15 protein-coding genes and 1 pseudogene are annotated in these 17,610 nt (G+C 62.5%); 7 read left to right on the forward strand and 9 right to left on the reverse strand.

The window, feature by feature from the left end:
- Positions 1-62 precede the first annotated feature (62 nt).
- Positions 63-2,402: a glucose/quinate/shikimate family membrane-bound PQQ-dependent dehydrogenase gene (locus AC1D2N_RS15705; RefSeq protein ID WP_130652049.1), complete on the reverse strand. Its 2,340-nt coding sequence runs from the start codon at positions 2,400-2,402 to the stop codon at positions 63-65.
- A 197-nt stretch (positions 2,403-2,599) separates the two neighbouring features.
- Positions 2,600-4,102 carry a protein adenylyltransferase SelO gene (locus AC1D2N_RS15710; RefSeq protein WP_130652050.1) on the reverse strand — a complete coding sequence of 501 codons (1,503 nt, stop codon included), beginning with the start codon at positions 4,100-4,102 and terminating at the stop codon, positions 2,600-2,602.
- A gap of 249 nt (positions 4,103-4,351) precedes the next feature.
- Here AC1D2N_RS15710 and AC1D2N_RS15715 point away from each other — a divergent pair, with 249 nt between their 5' ends.
- Positions 4,352-5,806 carry a DHA2 family efflux MFS transporter permease subunit gene (locus AC1D2N_RS15715; protein WP_130652051.1) on the forward strand — a complete coding sequence of 485 codons (1,455 nt, stop codon included), beginning with the start codon at positions 4,352-4,354 and terminating at the stop codon, positions 5,804-5,806.
- A 17-nt stretch (positions 5,807-5,823) separates the two neighbouring features.
- Here the strand turns inward: AC1D2N_RS15715 and AC1D2N_RS15720 are convergent, their stop codons facing one another.
- Together AC1D2N_RS15720 and AC1D2N_RS15725 are read right to left on the reverse strand one after the other, a co-directional pair.
- Entirely contained in the window at positions 5,824-6,054 is a 231-nt protein-coding gene (locus AC1D2N_RS15720; protein ID WP_028733857.1) for a hypothetical protein, read from the reverse strand.
- A 21-nt stretch (positions 6,055-6,075) separates the two neighbouring features.
- Entirely contained in the window at positions 6,076-7,023 is a 948-nt protein-coding gene (locus AC1D2N_RS15725; protein ID WP_130652052.1) for a homocysteine S-methyltransferase family protein, read from the reverse strand.
- A gap of 219 nt (positions 7,024-7,242) precedes the next feature.
- On the opposite strand from AC1D2N_RS15725, the gene AC1D2N_RS15730 reads away from it, so the two are divergent.
- Entirely contained in the window at positions 7,243-7,911 is a 669-nt protein-coding gene (locus AC1D2N_RS15730) for a TetR/AcrR family transcriptional regulator (protein ID WP_130652053.1), read from the forward strand.
- A gap of 11 nt (positions 7,912-7,922) precedes the next feature.
- Here the strand turns inward: AC1D2N_RS15730 and AC1D2N_RS15735 are convergent.
- Both AC1D2N_RS15735 and AC1D2N_RS15740 read right to left on the reverse strand, forming a co-directional pair.
- Positions 7,923-8,251, reverse strand: a pseudogene (locus AC1D2N_RS15735) (DUF1697 domain-containing protein).
- A gap of 17 nt (positions 8,252-8,268) precedes the next feature.
- A complete protein-coding gene (locus AC1D2N_RS15740) occupies positions 8,269-10,377 on the reverse strand; it encodes a S9 family peptidase (RefSeq protein ID WP_130652055.1) in 2,109 nt (702 codons plus the stop codon).
- Positions 10,378-10,630: 253 nt separating this feature from the next.
- Between AC1D2N_RS15740 and AC1D2N_RS15745 the strand changes: the two genes are divergently transcribed.
- Together AC1D2N_RS15745 and AC1D2N_RS15750 are read left to right on the forward strand one after the other, a co-directional pair.
- A complete protein-coding gene (locus AC1D2N_RS15745) occupies positions 10,631-11,020 on the forward strand; it encodes a DUF930 domain-containing protein (protein ID WP_003557772.1) in 390 nt (129 codons plus the stop codon).
- Between the two features lie 102 nt (positions 11,021-11,122).
- Positions 11,123-11,935 carry a polysaccharide deacetylase family protein gene (locus tag AC1D2N_RS15750; RefSeq protein WP_130652056.1) on the forward strand — a complete coding sequence of 271 codons (813 nt, stop codon included), beginning with the start codon at positions 11,123-11,125 and terminating at the stop codon, positions 11,933-11,935.
- Between the two features lie 31 nt (positions 11,936-11,966).
- Here the strand turns inward: AC1D2N_RS15750 and AC1D2N_RS15755 are convergent, their stop codons facing one another.
- The 3 genes from AC1D2N_RS15755 to AC1D2N_RS15765 form a co-directional block, all read right to left on the reverse strand.
- Positions 11,967-13,256 carry an NAD(P)/FAD-dependent oxidoreductase gene (locus tag AC1D2N_RS15755; protein ID WP_130652057.1) on the reverse strand — a complete coding sequence of 430 codons (1,290 nt, stop codon included), beginning with the start codon at positions 13,254-13,256 and terminating at the stop codon, positions 11,967-11,969.
- 18 nt (positions 13,257-13,274) lie between these two features.
- Positions 13,275-14,441 (reverse strand): AI-2E family transporter, encoded by a 1,167-nt coding sequence (locus AC1D2N_RS15760; RefSeq protein WP_018241245.1) that lies wholly within the window; start codon positions 14,439-14,441, stop codon positions 13,275-13,277.
- A gap of 176 nt (positions 14,442-14,617) precedes the next feature.
- Positions 14,618-15,478, reverse strand: a complete 861-nt coding sequence (locus tag AC1D2N_RS15765; RefSeq protein WP_018446259.1) for a VOC family protein — start codon at positions 15,476-15,478, stop codon at positions 14,618-14,620.
- A gap of 293 nt (positions 15,479-15,771) precedes the next feature.
- On the opposite strand from AC1D2N_RS15765, the gene AC1D2N_RS15770 reads away from it, so the two are divergent.
- The 3 genes from AC1D2N_RS15770 (at position 15,772) to AC1D2N_RS15780 (ending at position 17,562) form a co-directional block, all read left to right on the forward strand.
- A complete protein-coding gene (locus tag AC1D2N_RS15770; RefSeq protein ID WP_018446258.1) occupies positions 15,772-16,191 on the forward strand; it encodes a universal stress protein in 420 nt (139 codons plus the stop codon).
- Positions 16,192-16,307: 116 nt separating this feature from the next.
- Positions 16,308-16,976, forward strand: coding sequence for a PAQR family membrane homeostasis protein TrhA (gene trhA / locus AC1D2N_RS15775; RefSeq protein ID WP_018446257.1), 669 nt, complete (start codon positions 16,308-16,310; stop codon positions 16,974-16,976).
- A 34-nt stretch (positions 16,977-17,010) separates the two neighbouring features.
- Positions 17,011-17,562 (forward strand): GNAT family N-acetyltransferase, encoded by a 552-nt coding sequence (locus tag AC1D2N_RS15780; RefSeq protein WP_018446256.1) that lies wholly within the window; start codon positions 17,011-17,013, stop codon positions 17,560-17,562.
- Positions 17,563-17,610: the final 48 nt, after the last annotated feature.

Raw genomic sequence — 17,610 nt, forward strand, 5'->3', positions numbered from 1 at the left:
TGATGCTGCAACCATGCCTAGAGCTTGCGCCGGCTCCTTCTCGTGAGGAGAAGGCGCTCCCATCAAGGCAGTGTATAGGCGATCACATAATCGCCGGGCGTGGTGCCGACAGAGCCATGGCCGCCGGCGACCGTGACGACATATTGCTTGTTATCATCAGTCTCATAGGTCATCGGCGTCGCCTGGCCGCCGGCGGGAAGCCGCGCCTGCCAGAGCTCTCGGCCATTCGTCACGTCATAGGCGCGCAGGTAGTTGTCGACCGCAGCCCCCAGGAAGGCGACGCCGCCCTTGGTCAGCATCGGTCCACCGATGCCGGGTACGCCCACCTTGAAGGGCAGGGGCAATGGCGTCATGTCGCGCACGGTGCCGTTCTTGTGCATATAGGCAATCTTGCCGGTGCGCAGGTCAACGCCCGCGACATAGCCCCATGGCGGCGCCTGGCAGGGGATTTTGAGCAGCCCGAGGAAGGGACCCATGAACACGCCGTAAGGCGCGCCGTCATTGCGGTTGAGCCCCTGTTCGCTGCCCTTCTCGTCCTGGCCTCTCGGCGGAATATCGGCGGCCGGCACCAGGCGCGAGGTGAAGGCGAGATAGGTCGGCATGCCGAACATGATCTGCCGCTCCGGATCCACCGCCACGCTGCCCCAGTTGAAGGTGCCGAAATTGCCGGGATAGACGATCGTCCCTTTGAGCGAAGGCGGCGTATAGCGGCCCTCATAGTAGTAGCGGTGGAAGTCGATGCGGCAGGCGAGCTGGTCGAACAGCGACACGCCCCACATGTCCTTTTCCTGAAGCGGCTCCGGCGAGAAGGTGAGGTCCGAGATCGGCTGCGTCGGCGAAGTATGATCGCCGGAGACCGCACCACCCGGCGCCGGGATTTCCTTGACCGGGATGATCGGCTCGCCGCTGCGCCGGTCGAGCACATAGAGATCGCCCTGCTTGGTCGGGCCGACCAGGGCCGGAACCACGGTGCCGTCCTGCTTCGTCAGGTCGATCAGCGCCGGCTGGGCCGGGACGTCCATGTCCCAGAGATCGTGATGCACCGTCTGGCGCACCCAGCGCAGCTGGCCGGTGGCGATATCGAGCGCGACGATCGAGGAGGAGAATTTCTCGACATTGTCGCTGCGGTTGATGCCGAGCTGGTCGGGCACCTGGTTGCCGAGCGGGATATAGACCATGCCGAGTGTCTCGTCGACGCTGAAGACCGACCAGCTGTTCGGCGAGTTGGTCGTATAGGTCTGGCCCTCGGTGATCGGCGTCGTCACGTCGGGATTGCCGGAATCCCAGTTCCAGACCAATGCGCCGGTATTGATGTCGAAGGCGCGGATGACGCCGGATTGTTCCTCAGTCGAATAATTGTCGTTCACCGCCCCACCGACGATGATCTTGCCCGCCACGGCGACCGGCGGCGAAGTGGAATAGTAATAGCCGGCCGGATTGTAGCGCATACCGGTTTCCAAATGCAGCACGCCCTGGTCGGCAAAGCTGGTGCAGACCTTCCCGTCCGCCGCATCGAGCGCGATCAGCCGGGCGTCGGATGTCGGCAGGTAGACGCGTTCGGCGCAGGGCTGGCCGGCGGCAACGGTCGGATCGGCATAATAGGTGACGCCGCGGCAGGTCTGATGCTGCCGGTCGGGGTTCATGCCGGAGTTGGCGTCGTATTTCCATTTCTCCTTGCCGGTCTTGGCGTCGAGCGCGATCGCCCAGTTGTGCGGCGTGCAGAGATAGAGCGTGTCCTTCACCTTGAGCGGCGTCACCTGATAGGTCGTCTCGCTGATATCCTCCGGCCGTTTGACGTCGCCGGTCTGGTATCGCCACGCTTCCTTGAGAGTGGAGACATTCTGGGCTGTGATCTGGTCGAGCGGCGAATAGCGCTGGCCGAAAGGCGTGCGGCCATATTGATGCCATTCGCCATCCGGCACGCTGCCCCCGAAGGCGGGATTGGCGGCGACCATGTCCTTGGGCAGTTCGCCGGCAAGATCATGCGGGTCAGTCGTCATCGAATAAAGGGCGACGAGGATGGCGAGGATGACAGGCACGGCGAGCGGCCAGGGGTTGGCGGCGTAGGTGATGCCCGTCGGGCTGCGCAGGCCGAGCGGCCGGCGGATCCATGGTGTCAGCAGCCAGAGCCCTAGCAGGATGATCATGCCGCCGCGCGGGCCGAGCTGCCACCAGTCGAAGCCAACCTCCCAGATCGCCCAGGCGAGTGCTGCGACGACGAGCACCGCATAGACCCAGAGCGCCACCGCCTTGCGCATCAGAAGCAGACCGGCGGTAATCACGAACATCAGCCCGGCAAACAGATAGAAGACGCTGCCGCCGAGTGTGACGAGCCAGAGCCCGCCACCGCCGAGTGCCAGACCGATGATGATGAAGAAGATGGAGGTGACGATGATCGCCATAAGGCTGTCTCCCGCTGAGGTTAGCCGGGGTGAAGGATCGGCGGAAAAGCCCCGCCGATCAGGCAGATAGCGCGAGGGAGATGCCTTTCAACGGCCACAATTGCCGCAGGGCGCGGATGCACCGAACGGCGCGTCAGGCGGGATGGAAGCGGATCGCTGTGGCGCAACTGTCCCACCAAAACGGGCGAGAGCGCTCGTTACGTTCCGCAGAACGTCGCAAGCACCCGTTCGTCCGGCTTCGGCGGCTCCCGATAGGCGGCAAAGCCTGGCTGATCCTCATAGGGTTTCGAAAGCACGCTCAGCAGCGCCTCGAACAGCGAGAAATCCCCGTCCTCGACGGCAGCCTTGATCGCTTGTTCGACCCGGTGATTGCGCGGAATGAAGGCCGGATTGACGCCGCGCATGGCGATGGTGCGCTCAGTGGCCGTCTGCGGATCGCGGGACAATCTCTCGCGCCACTGCGTGAGCCAGGGGCCGCAGGCGTCCGCTTCGCGGAAACTTGCCGCAAATGCGGGCGCTGCGACGTCATCGCCGGCAAGATCCGATAGCCGCCGGAAGGTCAGGGTGAAATCGGCGCCCTGCGTCTGCATCAGTGACAGCAGTACCTGCACCAGTTCGAGATCGCCGTCCTCTTCACCGGCAAGGCCGATCTTTTCGCGCATGCCGGCCAGCCAATGCGCTTGGAACCGTTCGCCGTAACTCTTGATCACCACATTGGCCTTGTCGACCGCGCTGTCGGGCTCGGCGTCGATCAGCGGCAGCAGCGTTTCGCCGAGCCTTGCGAGGTTCCATTGGCCGATGCCGGGCTGGTTGGCATAGGCGTAACGGCCATGCTGGTCGATCGACGAGAAGACGGTCGCGGGATCATAGGTATCCATGAAGGCGCAGGGGCCGAAATCGATCGTCTCGCCGGAGACGGTCATATTGTCCGTGTTCATCACGCCATGGATGAAGCCGACATGCAGCCAACGGGCAATCAGCGCCGCCTGGCGTTCGGAGACCGCTTCGAAGAGCGAGAGATACGGGTTCTCGGCCTCTTTCAATGCGGGATAGTGCCGGTCGATCACATAGTCGGCCAGAGCCCGTACACCGTCGGTGTCGCCCCTGGCCGCGAAGTATTGGAACGTGCCGACTCTGACATGGCTGGCCGCGACGCGGGTGAAGACCGCGCCCGGCAGCACCTCTTCGCGATAGACCGGCTCGCCTGTCGTCACCGCCGCCAGCGCCCGTGTGGCGGGAATGCCGAGCGCAAACATCGCCTCGCTGATGATATATTCGCGCAAGACCGGCCCGATTGCCGCCCGCCCGTCGCCGCGGCGCGAAAACGGTGTTGGTCCGGCGCCCTTCAGCTGGATGTCATAGCGCTTGCCGCTGCGGTCGACGACCTCGCCGAGAAGGATCGCCCGCCCGTCACCGAGCTGCGGCGAGAAGCCGCCGAACTGATGCCCGGCATAGGCCATCGCCAGCGGTTCGGCCCCTTCGGGAACGAGATTGCCGGAAAAGATCGCCGCACCGTCGCGGCGCAAGGCCTCGACGTCGAGCCCGAGCTCGGTGGCAAGCGGCTCGTTGAGCTTGATCAGCCACGGTTCCGCCACCGCAGTCGGCGCTTGCGGCGCAAAGAAGTGCTGGGGCAAGCCGACATAGCTGTTGTCGAACGGAAAGGCCGCACCGGGCCGATTTTGCTGCAGGGCGGAGGTCATGGTTCATAGGTAGGGCTAGGATGCATGCCGCGCAAGCCGGGGGATGAAGACCTTCACGAAGAACAGACCCATGCAAGGAATCGTGATCTGCCTTTACCTCTCGTCAAAGCAGCTTTGCCATAAACGACATAGCGCCGCCATGATCGCGGGCGTATAGCAAATCGTCTCCCCTTGGCTTTGCGCCATGTCATCCCCCGCGGCCTTGCTGCCTTGTGTGCTCCGCCGCGCCACCGCGAGTGATCCCGGACGATGTCGGATCAGATTTACCAGGCGCCGATGGTTCGGCGCGCCACGCCCAATTTTCGGGTGATCGCGATGATTGTCGCGAGTGCGATGCTGATGGAAAACATCGATGCGACCGTGCTTGCGACCGCGCTGCCGACCATGGCGCGCGATTTCGGCGTCAGCGCCCCGGCCATGTCGATCGCCCTGACCTCCTATCTCTTGAGCCTTGCGATCTTCATTCCGGCAAGCGGCCGGATGGCCGATAGTTTCGGCTCCCGCACCGTTTTCCGCTCGGCCATCGCGGTCTTCGTCGTCGGCTCCATCCTCTGTGCCCTGGCGCCGACGCTGTCCTTCCTGGTGCTGGCGCGGCTGCTGCAGGGCATCGGCGGCGCAATGATGATGCCGGTCGGGCGCCTGGTGCTGATGCGCAGCGTCGACCGCAAGGATATGGTCAGCGCCATGTCCTGGCTGCTCGTGCCGGCGCTGATCGGCCCGATCGTCGGCCCGCCGCTCGGCGGCTTCATCGTCACTTATCTCGACTGGCGCTGGATCTTTTATATCAATGTGCCGATCGGCATCATTGGCATGATCTTCGTCTCGATCTACATCGACGAGGTCAAGGGCAAGGCAAGCGGTCCGTTCGATACGATCGGCTTCATTCTTTCCGGCGTCTCGCTCGGCTCGCTGCTCTTCGGCTTCGAAATGTCGAGCCATGAGGGCGAGGGTGCGTTTTCGATCTTCCTGATCGCGCTTGGCCTGCTCTTCGGCATCGCCTATCTCAGACATGCCCGCAAGCACCCGTCGCCGATCATGGATTTCTCGCTGATGAAGGTGCCGAGCTTCGGCACGTCGGTCATTGCCGGTTCGCTGACGCGCATCACCCAGGGGGCGCAGCCCTTCCTGCTGCCGCTGCTCTTCCAGATCGGCTTCGGCCTGTCTGCCGCCGCCGCCGGCCAGATCATCATCGCGACCGCGCTTGGCGCTCTCGCCATGAAGCCGATGGCGAAGTTTGTCTTCCGCCGGCTGGGCTTCCGCAGGAGCCTCATCCTCAACGGCATCCTCGGGACGATCGGCTATGGCCTTTGTGCCGCCTTCCGGCCGGACTGGCCGATGCCGCTGGTCTTCGTCGTCCTGGTGCTCAGCGCCTTCTTCCTGTCGTTCCAGTTCACCGCCTATAACACCATTGCCTATGACGAGATCAGCAAGGAGCGGATGAGCTCGGCCACGAGCTTCTACACCACCTTCCAGCAGCTGATGCTGTCGCTCGGCATCTGCATCGGCGCCTTGGCGCTGCACGGCTCCATGGCGTTCAATGGCGCCGAGACGCCGGCCCTTGGCGATTTCTCGGCAGCCTTCATCGTCGTCACGATCATCTCGATCACCGCGACCTTCTGGAACCTGCGCTTCTCGCCGACTGCCGGCGAGGAGATCACCGGCTACAAGGCCAAGCAGACGAAAGGCGCCGTCGCCAAAGGCTGACACCGCCTTTCCCTTCGTCAGAAGCCGACCGGCTCCCGCGGCTGCCTGCGTCGAAAGGGCCGGCCCTCGCGCCGGTCTGCCTCGAGCCCGTAGGTTATCGGGCCGGGCAAGCCCCCGAAGGCGAGATCACTATCCCGCAGCGCCACCTCCACGGTCGCCTCAGGCTCGGTGCGCCTCTGCCGTCCCGTGATCACAAGCCACAGATCGTGCCAGCGGCGCTCACGCATCATCGTGCCCCCAATCGTCATTCTCTCCTCCCTCTCAGGTCGTTACGCCGCCTGCGGCAGGCATGCCTCGCAGATCGCCGCGACATGGCGGTGGTCGGTGCCGCAGCAGCCGCCAAGCACGCGTACCGCAGGCATGCGGTCGATGAGCTTGCGGTAGCGGCGGCCGAGATCTTCGGGATCGCCCGCATCCAGCGTTTCGCTATTGTCCAACTGCTCATGGCTCATGGTCGAGGCATTAGCGCGGATGCCGGAAATGCGCTTCACCCAGGCGCTTCCAGGATCGAGTGCTGTTTCGAAATGCGTCGGATGGGCACAGTTGATCATGTAATAGGCCGGCGCTCCGCCGGTCGCCGCATCCGTCGTCTCGATGGCGTCCTGAATGCTGCGGCCCGTCACCAGCCGGCCATCCGTCTCCAGCGTGAAGGAGATGGCCGAGGGCATGCCGAGCGACTGTGCCGCCCGCGCCACGCCGATCGCCTCGTCGATGTTGGTCAGCGTGAAGGCGCTCACCATGTCGGCTTCGGTGCCGGCAAAAGTGCCGATCTGGAAGGCGTGGTAGTCTTCCGCTTCGGCCGCATCCATGCTGCCTGCCTTGTAGCCGTCGCCGCGCGGACCGATCGCCCCGCTGATGACGATCGGCTGCTCCGGCCGCTCATAGGCGCTGCGTAAACCGACGAGCAGGTCGACGGCCTCCTCGTTGACCGCCTTCAGGGCTTCGCTGGTATAGCCGAGCTTCTGTCCCCAGTCCGGATTGGCTCGCCATGTGGCGGTGTCGAGCACGAAGCCCGTGCCGTGCCGCCGGGCGATATCGAGATAGCGGCGATAGTAATTCCGCATGCGCTGCCGCCCGTCATCGGAAGACAGCAATATGAAGGCGGCGAAATGCGGAAGATCGATCCCTTCCTGGAAGATCATCGTCGTTTCCATGCCGCCATCGGTAATGAAGGTGCCGCCTTTGAGCTGCGGCAAACCATTTCTGTACTTTGCCATTGTTGAAGCCTCTCCCTCGCGGCGCTCGAAACGGCTGCCGTCGATGAATGATGTTCTGGCGCTTAATCGGCTGCCAAACTAGACGACTTGCGGTATACTCCAGGTGGTTTTGGTTTTTGCCGATTGATATCAATTGCTTGCTTCAACCGATGCTGCCGGGGGCGCAAGCAAGCCTGAAGGTGCGGCGCTGAAAACTGTACCGTCGGTACAGGAGGGGACATGCGAAAGGGCGAGGAAACGCGGACCCGCATCCTCGATGTGGCCGAAGCGGCAGTCTTGCAGAAGGGTTTCGGCGGCACATCCATCGAGGAGCTGATCGCCGAGACCGGCATCACCAAGAGCGGCTTCTTCTATCATTTCAGAGACAAGAACGAGCTCGCCAAGGCGCTGCTCAACCGTTACATCGAAAATGACGAGCGCATCTACGACGAGATCTTCAGCCGCGCGCGCGATCTGGTCGACGATCCGCTGCAGTCCTTCCTGCTCGGCCTGAAGCTGCTGTCCGAATTGCTCTCCGACCTGCCGAACGGCCATCCGGGCTGCCTTGTGGCGGGCATCTGCTATTACGAGCGGCTGTTCGACCGCGAGATACAGGAGATCAACCGGAATGCGGTGCTTGCCTGGCGGCGCCGCTTCGGCCGCATGATCCGGGAAATCGTGGCCGTCTATCCGCTGCGCGAACCCGTCGACGTCGACCAGCTTGCCGACATGGTGTCCTCAGTCCTGGAAGGCGGCATCGTTTTGTCGAAGACGCTGAAGGAGCCGAACACGCTGGCCGAACAGGTGCTGATGCTCCGCACCTTCGTGAAGATGCTCTTCCTGCCGGTGGCGGAGACGCCGAGGGCGTCGAGCGGTTCAGCCTTTCATGGAGGCGCAGAGCCGCACTAGCTTTTTGGGCGTCAGTCCTTGCCTTCCATCGCCGCGGCCATTTCTGCGAGCTTGCGCACGGTGTTGAGGTTGCGCGAGGTCCCAGGCTTCAGCGCCGGCAGTTTCAGCTTCGAGCGGCCGGAACCATTGGGATAATGCACATAGATTCGAGCGCCTCGTCGAGCCGCTCCTCCACCGTCTTTTCCGCCTCATGCGAGCGGAAAAGCACGTTGCCGCTCTGGATGTAGGTCTTCACGTCGGAAAAGCCGAGGCCTTCGCAGATCGCCTTCAGTTCGGCCATCGGCAAAGAGCCGGTGCCGCCGACATTGACGGCGCGCAGCAATGCAACAAAGACCGTCATCGGCTCCTCCGAATCCTTTACATCTTGCCGGCAACCTTGATTGCAAACGCATACTCAAAGGCAATCTCTTCCAGCCGTTGGAAGCGGCCCGAGGCGCCGCCATGGCCGGCGTCCATGTTGGTCTTGAGCAGGATCGGCGCGTCGCCCGTCGTCTTGTCGCGCAGCTTCGCCACCCACTTGGCCGGCTCCCAATAGGTGACGCGCGGGTCCGTCAGGCCGCCGAGCGCCAGGACCGGCGGATAGGCCTTTGCGCCGACATTGTCATAGGGCGAGTAGGATGCGATCTGCTCGTATTCTTCCTTGCTGTCGATCGGATTGCCCCATTCCGGCCATTCCGGCGGGGTGAGCGGCAAAGTGTCGTCGAGCATGGTGTTGAGCACGTCGACGAAGGGAACGGCGGCGATGAGGCCGGCAAACTTCTCCGGCGCCATGTTGGCAACCGCACCCATCAGCATGCCGCCGGCCGATCCGCCCTCGGCGATGATCTTCGCGTAAGAAGTGAACTTCTGTTGATTCAGATAGTCGGCCGCTGCGACGAAGTCATTGAAGGTGTTCGTCTTCTTGTCCATTTTGCCGTCTTCGTACCAGGAAAATCCCTTGTCCTTGCCGCCGCGGATATGGGCGATGGCATAGACGAAGCCGCGGTCGGCGAGCGACAGGCAGTTGGTGTTGAAGCCGGCCGGAATGGTGATGCCGTAGGCGCCATAGCCGTAGAGCAGGCAGGGCGCGCTGCCGTCGAGTGGGGTATCCCTGCGATAGAGCAGGGTGACCGGCACCTTCTCGCCATCCCACGCCGGGGCAAAGACGCGGCGGGTGACGTAGTCGTCGGGATTGTGACCGGACGGCACTTCCTGCGTCTTCAACAGCGTGCGCTCGCGCGTCACCATGTTGTAGTCATAGAGCTGCGACGGTGTCGTCATCGAGGAATAGGAGAAGCGGATGATATCGGTGTCGTATTCCGCCGCGCCCTGCAGTCCCAGCGAATAGGCTTCCTCGGCAAAGGCGATCGCATGTTCCTCGCCGGTCTTGCGGTCGCGGATCATGATCTGTGGCAGCCCGTCCTTGCGCTCCAGCCACAGGAGATGGCGGGCATAGGCCATGTGGCTGATAACAAGCGTGCCGGGCTTGTGGGCGACCACTTCGCGCCAGTTTTCCTTCACCGGATTGTCGACCGGCGCTTCCATGATCTTGAAATCCTTGGCGCCGCCGTCATTGGTGAGGATGTAGAAGACGTCGCCGCCCTCGGTCAGCGAATATTCGATGCCTTCCTCGCGCGCCGCCACCAGCTTCGGCTCGGCGGTCAAGTCCTTGGTCGACAGCAGCCGGTATTCGCTGGTCTCGTGGTCGTGGATGTCGATATAGATGAAATCGTCGAGCAGCGAGCCGCCGACCCCCATGAAGAAGCCGGCATCGGCTTCCTCATAGACCAGCCGATCTTCTGACTGCGGCTGGCCGAGAATGTGGTGGAACACCTTCGACGGCCGGTGGTTCTCGTCGAGTGCCGAATAGAAGAAGCTCTTGCCGTCGGGCGCCCAGACGCCGCCGCCGCCGGTATTCTCGATCCGGTCCTCGAGGTCTTGTCCGGTCTGGAGGTCGCGCACCTTCAGCGTGAAGAACTCCGAGCCCTTGTCGTCGTAGCCCCAGATGCCGCGGTTGTGGTCGCTCGTATGGTCGAGGCCGGCGAGGCGGAAATAGGCCTTGCCGGCCGCCTCCTTGTCACCGTCGAGCAGCACGGTGCGGATCGCCTCGTCGGCGACATTGCCGTCGCGGGCGATGCGGAAATAACGCGGCTGTTCGCCGCCGGTGACATAGAAGGTGCCGTAGGCATAGGCGCCGTCCTTCATCGGCACCGAGCTGTCGTCTTCCTTGATGCGGCCGCGCATCTCGGAAAACAGCACCTTCTGCAGCGGCTTGGTGTCCTCCATCGCCGCGTTCATATAGGTGTTTTCAGCGTCGAGATGGCGGCGGATCTCGGGATCGAGGATCGACGGATCCTTGAACATCGCCTGCCAGTTATCGGCGCGCAGCCAGGCATAGTCGTCCGTGCGGGTGATGCCGTGGCGCGTATCGGAGGTGGGCTTCTTCGGTGCGGTAGGCGGGGTCGGCAGGCTCTTGAAAGCGGACAAGGAATGGCTCCGGTGGGAATGTCGGGTTGGCAAGAGATAGAGGCGCACTGGTCCGGGATCAAGCGGCAAGGGTGTGGCAAGGGCGCGGATGACCTTCCACAAACAAGGAGGACGCTTTGCCCGCCTTGCCTTGATGTCACCACAATATTTAAGAAAGTCCGCTCTCGTCGCGCGAAATTTGCACGTGCCAAGCCTCCGGCAAGCCGCCTGTGGCAGGGTGAAGAATGGACAACAGTAAGGGATTTTCTCCGCAATGCCGAAACGTCTGCTCCTGTTTGTATCCCTCGCAAGCCTCGCTGCCCCCGCCTTTGCCGTCGATCCCGCCATCAAGAAGCAACTGGAAAAACTCGATCCCTCGACCCGCCTGGAACAGAGTTGCGACACAGAGGCGATGAGCCGCATCAACAAGGACAGCACCGGCTTCAAGCCCGACAAGGTGATCGCCTACACCTTCAAGGACCCGATCCCCGGCGACAATTCGCTGGACGCGCCGGGTGCCGTCTTCCGCAGCAAGGGCGACTGGTATCATCTCTCCTACAATTGCATCACCGGTCCGCAGCATATCAACGTGCGCGAGCTCAATTATGAGATCGGCGAGAAGGTGCCGCGCGAGAAGTGGGACAAGTATTATCTCTATGATTGATGCTGCCCTGTCCGTCCAGGCGGCTGCGGTGACATCCGGCCGCATGGCGCCGGGGGAGAGCCGCCGCTAAAATCGGCAGCTCGAATCATAGAAATCGATCGTATGAACCGCATCCTGCTCGCTTCGGCGTTCCTTTTCTCCACCATATTAACTGCATTGGCGGACGAAATTCCGTCAGCCGTGCCGGCCGCGCTCGGTCAGGTCCCGGCTGCAGTCAGTCCGGCCCCGAAGGCGCCGGCGCCAAAACTCGTCGAGCCGCATCTGCATATCGCCCGTTCCAACGTCGCCGGCCATGCCCGCGTTGCGCTGACCTTCGATGCCTGCATGGGGCAGGCGGACGAGCGCATCCTTTCGACCTTGGTGCGTGAACGCATCCCGGCAACGATCTTCGTCACCGCCCGCTGGCTGAAGCGCAATCCCGCCGCGGTCGCCGTGTTCCTGCAGAATCCCGATCTCTTCGAACTCGAAAATCATGGCCAGAACCATATTCCGGCCGTCGACACGCCGACGCTGATCTATGGCATCGCATCTGCCGGCTCGCCGCAGGCGGTGCGGCAGGAAGTCGAAGGCGGCGCTGCCGCGATGGTCGCTGCCGGCATCCCGTCGCCGCACTGGTTCCGCGGCTCGACCGCCAAATATGATCTTTCCGCCATCGGCGAGATCCGCGCCATGGGCTATCGCATTGCCGGTTATTCGGTGAATGGCGACGGCGGCTCGCTGCTCGGGGCTGTGATCACCGAAAAGCGTATCGCCTCGGCCAGGGACGGCGACGTCGTCATCTCCCACGTCAACCAGCCGACCCACGCGGCCGGCGAGGGGGTGGCCAAGGCACTGGTCGATCTCAAGGCCAAGGGTACGCAATTCGTCCGACTCCAGGATGTCGAGGACACCGGCGACGACAAGACGACCGAATAGCGGCCGAAGCTTCCTCCGTCTCGAACCAGATTTAACGCAACATGATTTCCGGTCGGAAGCGCTCGTGCAGCGTTCGTAAGCCCGGTCCGTCGCGGTCGACCGCAAAATCCTCGAACCAATCCCTTTGCATGCCAGCCAGCATGGCGCCGATCATTTGCGCGGCGAGATAGGAGAAGGTGATGCCGTTGCCGCCATAGCCATAGGCTGCGAACACACGTGGTATCTCCGGCACCGGACCGATCAGCGGCAGGCCGTCGGCCGTCTCGCCGAAGGTGCCGCACCAGGCATGGGCGACGCGTGTATCCGCCTTCGGCCACAGCCGCTTCATCTTCTCTTGGATTGCGACGATCTTTGCCGGCAGCTTGCGGTCGCGCGCCTCCGCGTCGCTCGTCTCGTCGTCCTCGCCGCCGGCGACGATGCGATTATCCGGTGTCGTGCGCATGTAGAGATAGGGGTGGCTATCCTCCCAGATCAGCGCCCTGTCGCGCCAGAAATTTGCCGGGTCTTGCGGCACGGTGGCGAGCGCCCAGCTCGAACTCGACCGGTGCAGTTTCGGCATGTCGAGGCCCGGCATCGAATAGCCGGTCGCAAGCACGACATGCCGCGCCTCGATGATGTGGCCTCCATCCGTCTCCGCCATGACGCGGTCACCTTCGCTGTGAAGCGCAGCCACGGAAGCGTTGACCAGCCGCGCGCCGCGCTGGACGGCCATCTCCAGCAGAGCCCAGGTCAGAAGCAGCGGATCGCATTCCGCCGAACCCGGCGAATAGATCGCACCATCCCGGTCGAGTTCGAATTGTGTGAAGAGATCGGGATGTTCGAGATAGACGCCGGGCAGGCCCGCCCGGCGACGAAGCTGGCGCTCCTCCAGCAGGTTGCGCGCGCCTTCGCGGCCATCAGCCAGATAGAGCGTATTGCGAGACCGGAAGCCGCAGGCGATCTCGTTTGCGGCGATCAGCTTGGAAAGGCCGGCAACCGCGGCACCACTGCGGCGGTAGATGCCGGCCGCACGCTCGAAACCGTAATAATCCTCGAGCTCGGTGAGGGTGCTGTCGATTTCCCATTGCAGCATCGCCGTGCTCGCCGCGGTGCTGCCGAAACCGGGCTCTTCCCGATCAATGATAACAACGGAGAAACCCCGGGCCGTCAAATGTTCGGCAACCAATGCGCCGGTAATGCCGCCGCCGATCACGGCGATGTCGGTGGAAAAGCTCTGCTCGATCGGCCGCCATTCGGGCCGAATGCCGCTTTTTCCCCAGAGAGAACGGCCGCTGACCATCTGGTCATGATCGGATTCGGTAAGGTCGAGATCAGCTGCCACGAAGGTTTCCCCGGTTGATTATTTCGGCAATTGCGGCTGCGGTTTTTCCTCGATCAGCAACTCGTCGATAATAGTCATGACGATCAGCGAAAGCGGCAGCGCCAGCATGGCGCCGACGGCACCCCACATCCATGTCCAGAACAGGATGGCGAGGAAGACGACGAAGGGATTGATTTCCAGCCGCCGTCCCATCACCGCCGGGAAGATCAGGTTCTCCATGAGGAGATGCACGGTGAAGAAGGCTGCCGCCGGCATCAGTCCGATGAGGATGCCATCATGGGTCAGGATGCCGGCGACCGCGACGGCAAGTGTCATCAGCGTGATGCCGAGATAGGGGATGAAGCTCGACAGGAAGGCGAAGAAGCCCCAGAGCACCGGGGCCGACAGCCCGCCGGCATAGGCGATGACAGTCATGACGACGCCGAGCCCGACATAGATCAGCGAGGCCGTGGCGAAATAGAAGCCGAGCACCTGCTCTACGGCATTGATGACACGGATTGCCGCCAGGCGTTGCGTGCGGGTGCGGAAGGTCATGATGATCGTCTTGCGCAAGTTGACCCGACCAGCGAGGAAGAACAGCAGCGCCGCAAAGAAGATCATCCCCTGCACTAGCGCCGGCGTCAGGCTACTGGTCACCACGTGCAGCACGTTGCCGGTGTTTTCGAGCAGCGCACCGATCGACATCGACCCGCTTTCGAATGTCGCCGGCGTGATATGCAGCCATCTGATGCGTTCCAGATATGGCATGACGCGGTTTATGGTTCGCTCGGCGAAGGCCGGGCCCTCATTGGCAAGCGTCATCAGCGGGTCGGCAAGCGAGTTGATCAGCAGGAAGATCACCAGCGCCACGGCGCTCGACAGCATGAAGGCGTTGGCAAGCCGCGGCACTCCCATCTTGCCGAGCTTTTCTGCCGCCATGCCGAGGATCATGCCGACGACGACGGCAAGTGTGATCGGGATGAGGATCAGCGACATCAGGTAGACCGCGGCAAGAAAAAGAATGCCGAAGATGCCGATGATCGCCCAGGCCATGCTGACGTCGAGCCCATCCTTTTCCAGACGGTGCAGCGGAGGCGGCGGCAGTTCTTCCGCAGCTTCCTTCAGCGACTGTGCCCAGGCGCTGGTGTGGCGTTCGCCGATCGCGATTTTCTTTGCTTGTTTGCGGATGCCATTGGCGATGCCCATGCGGTGAGGTCCCCGAAGCCCCATTGCTTCCTCACGGAAACGCACCGATAGGGTTCCGGTTCCCTGAAGGAACGACCGCCTGTGAAGGTGCATCCGGCATGTCTTTGCGCCGATGGCATTGCCCGCATGGCGTGAGCGTCTTCAACCGCTATGGCTGATCTGCGGTAAACTGGAAATTACGCCGACAGCGTCAGGCCGATGCCCCAGGGATCCCTGAGGAATACGCCGCCGTCGCGCTTCTCGCTTTTGATCTCCAGCGCATCGAGCTTGGAGACCGCCGCATCCAGCGTCGCCTTGTCGTTGAAGCGGATCTTGTAGTCCGAAAGCCCGGTCATATTGCTGGCGCGAGCCGTCGCGCCGCGGCTGTTCCAGATATTGGCGCCGAGATGGTGATGATAGCCGCCGCTCGCAAAGAAGCTCGCGCCGGGATAGCGCGCCATCAGCTTGAGACCGAGGACGTCGCGGTAAAAGGCGTCGGCCTGCGGGATGTCGCCGACCTGCAGATGCAGGTGACCGATCGCCGTCCCCACAGCCATGCCGTTCCAGCGCTCATCAGGCGCGCTGTTATAGAGCGCCTGCAGGTCGAGGCGAAGCGTCGCCATCTCCACCATGCCGTCCTGGTGGAATTTCCATTGTTCGTGCGGCCGGTCGGCATAGATCTCGATGCCGTTGCCTTCGGGATCGGAAAGATAGATCGCCTCGCTGACGAGATGGTCCGAGGCGCCGTCGAGCGCGACATTGTTCTGTGCCGCATGGCGCAGCCAGCGTGCGAGCTCGGTCCGGTTCGGCATCAGGAAGGCGGTGTGGAAAAGGCCGGCGGCATTGCGCGGCGCGATGGTCGCATCTTTTGCGGTCGTCAGCGTCAGCAAAGGGAGATCGCCGACACCCAGCACTTCGCCGCTCGCCGTCTTCTCGATGACCTTCAGGCCGAGCATCGATTGATAGAAACCGGAAACGAGGCCGAGGTCGGTGACGACGAGATGCGACTGGTCGATATAGGCGGGCCGCGTCAGTGCATAGGAAGTTTCGGTCGTCATGGATTGTTCTCCTGCCTCTGAATTGGCCTGTAAGAGAGAAGGCGTACCGGCGGTGGCGGCAAACATGCCGCCTGTGGCAAGCCCGAGGAAGTTTCGCCGGTTCATTCGCCTCTGATCCCTCGGTTGCCGTACTTGATCCCTATATGGCGCATTCCGATTGTTCACAGAAGGCCCGTTTTTGAGGATGAAGCGTTGAACAGATGTTGACGATGACTTGCGCCCACTTGATCGCCGTCAAGGCGCCCATATCTTATTTAGAGGAAGCTTATAAATACCAGTCATGGAGGGAAGCCATGTACAGAAAGATCATCGTAGCGATCGCGCTCGGCGGCATCGAAAAGGGAGAAAAGATCCTCCGCAAGGCCGCGTCCTTGCTCGATGACGGCGGTGAGATCATCGCGCTCAACGTTATCGAAGATGTGCCGAGCTATGTCGCGATCGAGTTGCCTGCCAATATGGTCGAGGACGCCATGCAGGACAGCCGCGACAAGCTGCAGGCGCTGCTCACAACCACCGGCGTCAAGGCAACCGTCGAGATCGCCAACGGCCCGCCTGCCAAAGCCATCATCTCAACCGCCGAAAGCCACGGCGCCGATCTGATTATCGTCGCCTCACACGTTCCGGACTTTTCCAACTACTTCATCGGCGCCACCGCCGACCGGGTCGTGCGTCATGCCAAATGCTCGGTGCTGGTCGACCGGCAGAAGATTTGATTTTTGGGCCACTGCGGCCTGTCACGAAGATTTACCGCCCGTGCGCTTTGCCGCGGTTGCGCGCCCGCCGGTTCGATGCGACGATTGCAATCGGGGTATGAAACGGATTGGCGTGCATGGCCGAGTTCAACGGCATTCGCTGGGCTTATGATAGATACGAACTGATCGCCGACGGTATCGTCCATGGCGTCGGCCTCGTGCTGGCGCTGATCGGCGCCACCGTGCTGATTTTCTACGCCACGGTCTGGAGTTCCTACGGCGCGCTCGCCGCCGCCTGGATCTATGGCGTCGGGCTGGTGCTGACGCTTGCCATTTCCTTTTCCTACAACGCCTGGCCGGTCTCGCGCACGAAATGGTTTCTGCGCCGCTTCGATCATTCGGCGATCTTCCTGCTGATCGCCGCCACCTACACGCCCTTCCTCGAACGTGGCGCCGACGACCCGCTGCTCTTGTTCATGCTGGTCGCGATCTGGCTGTTCGCCGCCGTCGGCATTGTCCTGAAATGCGTCTTCCCCGGGCGTTACGACCGATTTGCCATCCTGCTTTATCTCGCTATGGGCTGGAGCGGCGTGCTGGTGGCCGGGCCTGTCGCTTCGCGCATTCCCTCCGCCTCGATGCTGCTGATCGTCATCGGCGGCGTCATTTATTCGCTCGGCGTCATTTTCCATGTCTGGGAGAAGCTGCGCTTTCAAAACGCCATCTGGCATGGTTTCGTCGTCACCGCCGCAGCCGTGCATTATTCGGCCGTCTTCACTTGCTTCAGCCTGTCGGCGCCGGGCCTCTGAACGACGGTCGTTTACATCTGTCGGGGTCGGGCGTATGCCGCCTTTCACAGACAATACGAACCGGGCAATCATGACTGACGCTGTCCTCCTCCGCGACGCCACCGAAGCCGATCTTTCCGCCATCCGCGATATCTACAATCACGCTGTTGAGCACACGACGGCGATCTGGAACGACACGCTGGTCGATCTCGAAAATCGGCTGGAATGGTTCAGGGCGCGCAAGGCGCGGGGCTTTCCGGTGATCGTCGCCGAAATGTCGGGCAAGGTCGCAGGCTACGCCTCCTATGGCGACTGGCGGGCCTTCGACGGCTACCGCCATACGGTCGAGCATTCCGTCTATGTCGACAAGGATTGCCGCGGTGCCGGCATCGGCGAGCGGCTGATGCGGGAATTGATCGCGCGTGCTGCGGCCGGCAACATCCATGTGATGATCGCCGGTATCGAGGCTGACAATACCGCCTCGGTCAGGCTGCACGAAAAGCTCGGTTTCCGCATCGCCGGCAGATTTTCCGAGGTCGGCACCAAATTCGGCCGCTGGCTGGACCTGACCTGCATGGAGCTTCGCCTGCCCGGCAAGGCGGGTTGATCCGCCTGCCTGGCAAGATGGATTGATCCACCTGCCCGGCAAAGCCCC

The organism is Rhizobium sp. P1_B8, assembly GCF_056406515.1.

Bases quoted from the DNA above. Each gene is read 5' to 3' on its own strand.
- AC1D2N_RS15705 (WP_130652049.1), bottom strand. From the start codon at position 2,402: ATGGCGATCATCGTCACCTCCATCTTCTTCATCATCATCGGTCTGGCA.
- AC1D2N_RS15710 (WP_130652050.1), bottom strand. From the start codon at position 4,102: ATGACCTCCGCCCTGCAGCAAAATCGGCCCGGTGCGGCCTTTCCGTTC.
- AC1D2N_RS15715 (WP_130652051.1), top strand. From the start codon at position 4,352: ATGTCGGATCAGATTTACCAGGCGCCGATGGTTCGGCGCGCCACGCCC.
- AC1D2N_RS15720 (WP_028733857.1), bottom strand. From the start codon at position 6,054: ATGACGATTGGGGGCACGATGATGCGTGAGCGCCGCTGGCACGATCTG.
- AC1D2N_RS15725 (WP_130652052.1), bottom strand. From the start codon at position 7,023: ATGGCAAAGTACAGAAATGGTTTGCCGCAGCTCAAAGGCGGCACCTTC.
- AC1D2N_RS15730 (WP_130652053.1), top strand. From the start codon at position 7,243: ATGCGAAAGGGCGAGGAAACGCGGACCCGCATCCTCGATGTGGCCGAA.
- AC1D2N_RS15745 (WP_003557772.1), top strand. From the start codon at position 10,631: ATGCCGAAACGTCTGCTCCTGTTTGTATCCCTCGCAAGCCTCGCTGCC.
- AC1D2N_RS15750 (WP_130652056.1), top strand. From the start codon at position 11,123: ATGAACCGCATCCTGCTCGCTTCGGCGTTCCTTTTCTCCACCATATTA.
- AC1D2N_RS15760 (WP_018241245.1), bottom strand. From the start codon at position 14,441: ATGGGCATCGCCAATGGCATCCGCAAACAAGCAAAGAAAATCGCGATC.
- AC1D2N_RS15765 (WP_018446259.1), bottom strand. From the start codon at position 15,478: ATGACGACCGAAACTTCCTATGCACTGACGCGGCCCGCCTATATCGAC.
- AC1D2N_RS15770 (WP_018446258.1), top strand. From the start codon at position 15,772: ATGTACAGAAAGATCATCGTAGCGATCGCGCTCGGCGGCATCGAAAAG.
- trhA (WP_018446257.1), top strand. From the start codon at position 16,308: ATGGCCGAGTTCAACGGCATTCGCTGGGCTTATGATAGATACGAACTG.
- AC1D2N_RS15780 (WP_018446256.1), top strand. From the start codon at position 17,011: ATGCCGCCTTTCACAGACAATACGAACCGGGCAATCATGACTGACGCT.